This is a genomic window from Trichlorobacter thiogenes (assembly GCF_900167465.1).
In the GTDB taxonomy this organism is placed as follows: domain Bacteria; phylum Desulfobacterota; class Desulfuromonadia; order Geobacterales; family Pseudopelobacteraceae; genus Trichlorobacter; species Trichlorobacter thiogenes.
In genome coordinates this window covers 25,877-34,180 of record NZ_FUWR01000026.1, presented here as the reverse complement: position 1 = coordinate 34,180, position 8,304 = coordinate 25,877, and the positions used below count along the sequence as shown (strand labels likewise).

General features: G+C 56.7%; 8 protein-coding genes. 3 read left to right on the top strand and 5 right to left on the bottom strand.

The window, feature by feature from the left end; genetic code table 11:
- Window positions 1-299: transposase (locus B5D39_RS15375; protein ID WP_139366628.1), on the top strand; the 299-nt coding region annotated here is incomplete at its 5' end.
- A gap of 56 nt (window positions 300-355) precedes the next feature.
- Here the strand turns inward: B5D39_RS15375 and B5D39_RS15370 are convergent.
- From B5D39_RS15370 to cysK, 5 genes are read right to left on the bottom strand one after another with little or no spacing between them, the layout of a single operon-like run.
- Window positions 356-2,149, bottom strand: coding sequence for a SulP family inorganic anion transporter (locus B5D39_RS15370; protein WP_078791346.1), 1,794 nt, complete (start codon window positions 2,147-2,149; stop codon window positions 356-358).
- 9 nt (window positions 2,150-2,158) lie between these two features.
- Complete coding sequence (cobT, locus tag B5D39_RS15365) at window positions 2,159-3,217, bottom strand: nicotinate-nucleotide--dimethylbenzimidazole phosphoribosyltransferase (protein WP_078791345.1); 1,059 nt, start codon at window positions 3,215-3,217, stop codon at window positions 2,159-2,161.
- A gap of 15 nt (window positions 3,218-3,232) precedes the next feature.
- Entirely contained in the window at window positions 3,233-3,766 is a 534-nt protein-coding gene (gene cobU, locus B5D39_RS15360) for a bifunctional adenosylcobinamide kinase/adenosylcobinamide-phosphate guanylyltransferase (RefSeq protein ID WP_078791344.1), read from the bottom strand.
- Window positions 3,748-4,272 carry a hypothetical protein gene (locus B5D39_RS15355; protein WP_078791343.1) on the bottom strand — a complete coding sequence of 175 codons (525 nt, stop codon included), beginning with the start codon at window positions 4,270-4,272 and terminating at the stop codon, window positions 3,748-3,750. The genes cobU and B5D39_RS15355 overlap by 19 nt, the downstream gene beginning before the upstream one ends.
- Before the next feature lie 56 nt (window positions 4,273-4,328).
- A complete protein-coding gene (gene cysK / locus B5D39_RS15350) occupies window positions 4,329-5,279 on the bottom strand; it encodes a cysteine synthase A (RefSeq protein WP_078791342.1) in 951 nt (316 codons plus the stop codon).
- Between the two features lie 226 nt (window positions 5,280-5,505).
- Here cysK and B5D39_RS15345 point away from each other — a divergent pair, with 226 nt between their 5' ends.
- Together B5D39_RS15345 and hypB are read left to right on the top strand one after the other, a co-directional pair.
- The gene (locus tag B5D39_RS15345; protein ID WP_078791341.1) at window positions 5,506-7,308 is read left to right on the top strand and encodes an ABC transporter ATP-binding protein; all 1,803 of its coding nucleotides are present in this window, start codon (window positions 5,506-5,508) and stop codon (window positions 7,306-7,308) included.
- Window positions 7,309-7,396: 88 nt separating this feature from the next.
- The gene (hypB, locus tag B5D39_RS15340; protein ID WP_078791340.1) at window positions 7,397-8,275 is read left to right on the top strand and encodes a hydrogenase nickel incorporation protein HypB; all 879 of its coding nucleotides are present in this window, start codon (window positions 7,397-7,399) and stop codon (window positions 8,273-8,275) included.
- The last annotated feature ends 29 nt before the right edge of the window (window positions 8,276-8,304 follow it).

Genomic DNA, 8,304 nt, shown 5'->3' with positions numbered 1-8,304 from the left:
CGCTGAACCGTAAAAAAATCAGCGCACTTGTCGGTGTCTGCCCCTATAACCGAGATAGCGGACACTTCAGAGGCAAACGCTGTATCAGTGGTGGCAGAGCCGATATACGAAGCGTACTTTACATGGCCACTCTTGCGGCAACACGTTTCAACCCGGTTATCAAGGCATTCCATAAGCGACTGAAAGAGGCTGGCAAAGTGCCAAAAGTAGCGATAGTAGCATGCATGAGAAAGCTACTGACCATTTTAAACGCCATGATTAAAACCAGTCAAAAGTGGAAGCCAGCTATGGCTAACTAAATGTTACTACTTGACAGAGAACACAGTTGCTCTGTGGCTAACTGCCGTTTTAAGGTTCAAAGTGCGTCATGGCTGGCGTCTGAAATCACCCGTTCATCCCAGTCAATCCACGCCACTTGATGTTGCTGCAGGTAATGGTCAACCGCCTGGCCGATGGTGGGAAAGAAGTTCTCCTGACCCAGCTTGCAGAACAGATCATAGGATTTCAGGCGATCTTTGACCGGCCCTTTCATCTGGGCAAAACAGAGGGTAATGCCGGCCTGCAGCAGTTCGTTGTCCAGTTCAGCCAGCATATCGGCGGCGGTAATATCGATGTCGGTTACCGGTTCAGCGGCCACCACCAGCCAGCTGGTGGTGGTAGGCGCCTCAGTTGCCGCTTTCAGGACCTGTTCCCGGAAGATCTCGGCATTGGCAAAGAAGAGCGGGGCATCCCAGCGAAACAGTACCAGTCCCGGAATCCGTCTTCCTTCGGGGTGGCGGCTGATGTCGTGATACCCTTTCAGTCCGTCAACCCGTCCCAGAACAGCCGCGTAGGGACGCCAGGCCCGCCAGATAAATCCGGCCAGTGCCAGCCCGACCGAGATGAAGATCCCCTGTACCACCCCCAGCACCGCCACCCCCAGAAAGCAGACCATGGAGAGTACGAACTCGGCGCGGCTTAGTTGGTAAAGTCTGCGAACTTCCTTTATCTCAATAATGGAGGTGCAGACCGATATGACTACGGCTCCCAAGGCCGCAATGGGCAGATAATAGAGCAGGCGAGGGGCAAAGAGCAGCAGCAGCACGATGCAGGCGGCCCCCACCAGCCCGGTTACCTGTGTTTTGGAACCGGCAGATTCCGCCACCGGGGTGCGGGATGAGCTGCTACTAACCGGGAAGCCCTGTAAAAATCCGGTTGTCACATTGGCAACACCAAGGGCCACCAGCTCCTGATTGGCGTCAACGTAATAGTTTCCCCGCGTTGCATAGATCCGGGAGAGGACGCTCATGTCTGCAATGGAGACCAGAGCGATGGCGGTTGCTCCCGAGCAGAGGGTCAGAAATTCATTCAGCGAGAGAGCAGTAACCCTGAAGCCTGGCAGGCCCTGTGGCAATGCACCCACCACCGCAATATGTGCGGTTGCTGCCAGATCAAGCAGCAGCACTGCCAGGGTTGCCCCCACCACGGCGATCAATACCCCTGGAAGGCGCGGGAACCAGCGTTTTGCCGACAGAATGATGATCAGACAACAAACACCGATGATACAGGCGGTACTGTTGAGCCTGCCTGCGGAAAGGCCGCGGTACAGGCCTTGGGCGGCACTGAAGAGGCTGCTGCCGTCCACTGAGAAGCCAAGCAGTTTGGGAAGTTGGCTGAACAGCAGCGTGAGCGCAATGCCGTTCATGTAGCCGTAGCGGATCGGTTTGGAGAGCAGGTCGGTGACAAAACCAAATTTGAACAGGCCTGCCAGAATGGCGATAACGCCGGTAATCACCGCCAGTATTCCGGCCAGACCGGCGGCGCGGTGTGGATCACCGGCGGCAAGGGGGAGGACGGTGGCCGCAATCAACGCGCTCAGGGCAGAATCCGGTCCCAACACCAGAATCCGGCTTGGTCCAAAAATGGCGTAGGCCATCAGTGGTATGATGGTGGCGTACAGGCCGTAAATCGGCAGCAGGCCCGAAGCCTCGGCGTAGCCCATCCCAACCGGTGCCAGCAGGGTGGCAAGCACCAGCCCGGCCCCCAGATCCTGCAGGAAGGTCGCGCCTTTGTAATGACTGAAGGCTGACAGGCAGGGGAGCCAGCGCCGCAATCCATGTGTGCGAGTGTGACGAAGCAGGGGTGCAGGGCTGGTTCGGTCCGTTTGCATTATCCGGGATTACTCCTGTTTTTCCGAGACTCCGGCCTGCTCGAAGGTGGCCATTTCCAGCAGGATCTTGACCCCGGCCTCAATCAGGTGCATGGCCAGGGCACCACCGGTTCCTTCACCAAGGCGCAGGTCAAGATCAAGAATCGGTCTGCAGCCGATCCGGTCAAGCATGAAGCGGTGCCCCACTTCAACCGACTCGTGGGCGGCAAACAGGTAGTCACGTGCCTGGGGGTGCAGCTCGGAGGCGATTAACGCCCCGGCAGTGGAGATGAAGCCATCCACCACCACCGGAATCCGGTTGGCAGCGCAGCCCAGCACCAGCCCGGCAATGGCGGCGATCTCCAGCCCGCCTACCTTGGTCAGCAGATCCAGCGGATCAGCCGGATCGGGACGGTTGAGATCAAGTCCTTTCCGGATAGCTGCAATCTTGATCTGCAGGGTCTGGTCATTGATACCGGTACCGCGATGGGTAACCTGCTCCGGCGAGAAACCGCCAATGGCGGCGATGATGGCTGATGAAGGGGTGGTGTTGCCGATCCCCATCTCACCGGTCCCCACCAGTCCGATCCCATCCTGTTTGCACTGGTCAGCCAGTTCAATCCCGACCGCCAGGGCTGCCAGGGCCTCATCACGGGTCATGGCCGGTCCCTTGGCCAGGTTGCGGGTGCCACGGGCCACTTTTTTGTGGATCAGGCCGGGGCAGTCCTCAAAATCAAAATCAACCCCCACATCAACAATCCGCACCTCTGCCCCGGCATGGCGGGCTAGCACATTTACCCCGGCCCCGCCGCGCAGAATGTTCAAAACCATCTGGGGCGTCACCTCTTTGGGAAAGGCAGAGACCCCTTCTTCCACCACGCCATGGTCACCGGCAAAGGTGAAGATCACCTTTTTTGAGAGATCAGGGGTTGGGTTGCCGCTGATGGTAACCACCTTGCGGGCAAATTCTTCCAAACGGCCCAGTGAACCCAGTGGTTTGGTCTTATTATCCAGCCGGACCTGGGTCTGTTGCAGTAGATCGGTGTCAAGGGGGGCAATCCGGGCAAGTGTGGTTTCAAGCAGGGTCATGGTCAGTCCTTCACGTTATTTGAGTTTTAGCGGAATGCCACTGATGGCGACATAGACGCTGTCACAGCTGGCAGCCAGTATCTGGTTGGCCTGTCCGGCAATATCACGGTAGAGCCGGGCAAGACGATTTTCCGGCACAATCCCCTGACCGACTTCGTTGGTCACCAGTATCACCGGGGTAGACATCCCCCGCAGGGTGGTGGCCAGACGGTGGACATGGCTTAAAACCCGCTCTTCGCAGCCAGGATCGTTTTCGTCACAGGACAGCAGCAGGTTTGAGAGCCAGAGAGTGACACAATCCAGTAAGATGGCGCTGTAGATGCCATCAATCCGGGCCAGGGTCTGGGGGATCATCAACGGCTCTTCAAGGGTCTCCCAGGCAGTACCGCGCCGCAGGCGGTGGCGATGGATGCGGTCATCCATCTCGCCGTCCAGAGGCTGGGCCGTGGCCAGATAGCAGAGTGACGGGCCTAAACTGAGGGTCAGCTCTTCGGCAAAACGGCTCTTGCCGCTGCGTGCGCCTCCGGTGATCAGGGTGTTGTTGGGCATTCATCCCTCCGATTAACGGGTGAGGCAAGTATATCCTCTTTTGACAGATAGACCCGATCAGCCGCGTCTTTGACACATTGCCGGATAAACTGTCGCCACCTGCTGATTGAGAAAAGCATGTTTCCGCCTAAAATCCCAAGCCAGGCGACAACGTAAAAGATCTGATCGCCTTTACCAAGTAAAAAGACGCGATAGTTCACGTAGGCCATCAATCCTACCAGTACAGACGCTATAACTGCGGTATCAATAAAGCTCAGGCGGCTTATGATAAGTATCCGTTGAGTATCTGTTTGAAAACGGATTTCTCCGCCAAAGATCGTGGAGAGCGGTGCCCAATCCCACAACAGGCGAAAAAGGCCGGTTGAAAAATTGATCTGATTTTCGTCGTAGACCGTGGTTCTAACCTGCTCAACCCGTAGAGAATCTGCAATAAAATAGAAAAGCCCGTTAAATGTCAGTTTCGGGTATGTTGTGAGATCAACCGGAACGGTTACCTTAAGCCGCATGCGTATTCCTTGTGAAGGCCAGTGTGGTGGTGCAAAACAGGAGCTGTTCCGAGGCGCTAGTCCTCAAACAGCGGGGTTGAGAGGTAGCGCTCTGCCCCGTCCGGCAGTATAACCACAATGGTCTTGCCACTAAACTCTGCTCGTTGAGCCAGTCGTATCGCTGCTGCTGCCGCAGCACCACTGGAGATGCCAACCAGCATCCCTTCTTCACGGGCCAGCCGTTTGGCAAAGGAGATCGCCTCATCACCGGTTACCTGTTCAACCCGGTCAATCAGGCTTAAGTCCAGGGTTTCTGGTATGAAACCGGCGCCGATCCCCTGGATCTTGTGGGGGCCCGGCTGCAGCGGTTTGCCTGCCAGTTGCTGGCTGATAACCGGACTTTCTGCCGGTTCCACCGCCACTGAGATAATCTGCTTACCCTTTTGCTGTTTGATATAGCGGGAGATACCGCTGATGGTGCCGCCGGTACCAACTGCAGAGACCAGCAGATCAATGCTGCCGTCAGTGTCATTCCAGATTTCAGGGCCGGTGGTCAGTTCATGAATTTGTGGATTGGCCGGGTTTTTAAATTGTTGTGGCAGAAAGTAACGCTCTGGTTCAGCAACAGCCATTGCTTCGGCCCGTGTGATGGCCCCCTTCATTCCTTCTGATCCGGGGGTCAGGATCAGATTTGCCCCCAGGGCAGCCAGTACGCGACGGCGTTCAATGCTCATGGTTTCCGGCATGGTCAGGGTCAGTTTGTAGCCCCGTGCAGCTGCCACATAGGCCAGGGCGATCCCGGTGTTGCCGCTGGTTGGTTCGATAATCTCCACCCCCGGCTTCAGGATCCCCCGCTTCTCCGCATCCCAGATCAGATTGGCGCCAACGCGGCACTTGACCGAATAGGCCGGATTACGCCCTTCAATCTTTGCCAGTACCGTTGCTGCTGCGCCGTCGGTTACCTTGTTCAGCCTCACCAGAGGGGTGTTGCCGATTGATTGTGAGTTGTCGCTAAAGATAGGTGCCATGATTCTCATCCTTTCGAAGCCATTTAACCTAACCTGATACCACATAGCCTACGTTATTGCTGTTTTAGTCGTCAATCTGAAAAACAGATAAAACAGTAAAGAACTTCATCTGTCCAAAATACACAATTTTGGTTGTAAATGAGTTCTACCGCTGGTGTGCGCCTGCTAATGAGTTGACAATCATCGGGGGCTCTGCGAAGCTTTTCAGACTTGGAAGGAGTAAGCAATGCACCACGGTGGTCTGCATGAAGATGCCATAGCTGGCAAGGCCTACGACGGGCGATTACTGCGCCGGTTTCTGGGCTATCTGGTGCCGTATCGCCTGACCGTGGGCTGGATTCTGCTGCTGCTTCCCCTTACCACCCTCTGTCGTTTGGCACAGCCGCTACTACTTAAATACGCCATTGACCATGCCATCACCCCCGGCCGTCTGGATCAGCTGGCCGGTCCGGCTGCCCTGTTTCTGCTGCTGTTGTTACTTGAGGCATTGCTGACCTGGGGCGAGGTCTATGGACTGCAGATGGTTGGACAGCGGGTAATGGCGGATCTACGGGCCACCCTGTTTCAACACCTGCTGCGGCTTCCGGTGCCCTGGTTTGACCGGTCTGCCACCGGCGGGGTGGTTACCCGCCTGACCAGTGATGTTGAGGCGCTGGGGGAGATGTTTGCCGCCGGGATCGTGTCGGTAATCGGTGATTTTCTACTGCTGGCCGGGATCGTGGCCGCCATGCTCTGGATGGATATCAAGCTGTCGCTGGTGACCTTTACGGTCTTGCCACCGCTGATCTTTGTGGCCTGGCTGTTCCGGCGCAATATGCGACAGGCCTTTCGTGAGGTCCGCTCCCGGCTGGGCAAGATGAATGGTCACCTGTCCGAGGTGCTTGGCGCGGTCTCCGTCGTACAGGCCTTTAGCAAAGAGCGTGAGGAGCAGGCCCGCTTTACAGAATTAAATTACGCCCACCGTGAGGCCAACAGGCCGGTCATCACCTGGGACGCCTCGCTCTACGCCATTGTGGAGATGTTCTCCTCCCTGGCCATCGCCCTGATCATCTGGTACGGCAGCGGTCAGATGCTGCACGGTATCCTGACCTTCGGTACCCTGGTGGCCTTTATCCAGTACATTGAAAAGTTCTTTGGCCCGATCCGGGATCTCTCGGCCAAGTACGGTATCATGCAGGGGGCTATGGCTGCGCTGGAGCGGATCTTTGCTTTGTTGGATGAAAAGGAAGAAGACGCAAATCTCCCCGTTCAAGTGGGCACCCCCCTTTGCCAAAGCGGGGAAGGGGGGATTTCTTTCCCCTTTGTTGCCTTTCGCAATGTCAGCTTCTCCTACCGTCCTGATGAACCGACGCTGACTGATTTCAGCCTGACCCTGCAGAGGGGGGAGCGGGTGGCGCTGGTGGGGGAGAGCGGCGGCGGCAAGACTACCGTGATCAGGCTGTTGTCCCGGATGTATGAACTGGATAGCGGGCAGATTCTGGTTGATGGGGTTGATATCCGTCAGTTGCAACGGGATCAGCTGCGCCGACGTATGGCACTGGTTTCGCAGGAACCGTTTGTCTTTGCAGGCACAGTTGGTTTTAACATCTGCCTGGGGGATCAACAGGCTGCACAGCGGATGCGTCAGGCAGCGGTTACGGTGGGTGCGGATCGCTTTATCGAACAGCTGCCGCAGGGGTACGACACCCAGTTGGCTGAGCGGGGCGGGGACTTGTCTCTAGGTGAACGGCAACTGCTCTGTTTTGCACGGGCTGTGGCCTTTGATCCTGAACTGCTGATCCTGGATGAAGCCACCGCCAGCGTGGATAGTGAGAGCGAACGCCTGATTCAGGAAGGGGTAGAGCGGCTATTGGCTGGACGCACTGCCCTGGTGATTGCCCACCGGCTTTCCACGGTGCGGGATGCCGACCGGATTGTGGTGATCAACAAAGGGCGGGTGGTTGAAGAGGGGCGACATGACCAGCTGCTGACACTGAACGGCGAGTATGCCCGCCTGTACTGCCTGCAGTTTGATTGTAGGGCAGATTAGGTATACAGGGTGCAGCCTTTTAGCGCTTGACCAACGTTATTTGCCTCGGTAAGACTGTCGCAATCAACTCTGTTTCAGGAGGCTTCTCATGTGTACAACCTGCGGCTGCGGCCCTCATTCTGATCATCATCACGACCATGAACATATCCATGACCATGAACATATCCATGAGCATGAACATACCCATGGCGATCAAAGCCATAGTCACCCTCATCCCCATAGCCATGATCACGACCACGGTGATCAGCATCACCACCATGATCACCTGCATGACGATGCTCAGCCACACCAGCACAGCCATGACGAGGCCCATCGCAGCAAAAAAATCACCATTGAAGAGGATATCCTGGCCAAGAACAACCGGCTGGCCTCCTTTAACCGTGCCCTGTTCAAGGAAAAGGGAATCCTGGTGCTGAACCTGGTCTCTTCCCCCGGTTCCGGCAAGACCACCTTGCTGGAGCGCACCCTGCGGGATCTGTCTGGGAAGTACCGTTGTGCGGTGATAGAAGGGGATCAGCAGACCGATAACGATGCCCGCCGGATCGCCGCCACCGGTGTGCCGGTCAAGCAGATCAATACCGGGGCCGGCTGTCACCTGGATGCCCACATGGTGATGCATGCCACCGAGGCCTTTGATCTGGACCAGTTGGACATCCTGTTTATCGAGAACGTCGGCAACCTGGTCTGTCCGGCTGCCTTTGATCTGGGGGAGGCCCACAAGGTGGTGGTGCTGTCGGTGACCGAAGGTGAAGATAAACCGCTGAAATATCCCCAGATGTTCCATAACTCCGGCCTGATGCTGTTGAACAAGGTGGACCTGCTACCGCACCTGACCTTTGACGTGCCCCAGTGCAAGGAATATGCGGGTCGGGTCAGCCATGATCTGGCTATCCTTGAGGTGTCAGCCACCAGCGGGCAGGGGCTGGATGGGTGGTATGGCTGGCTGGAACGGGAGCTGGGGAGATAGTTAGAAGTTAAATAGCCGCAGCTATTAAC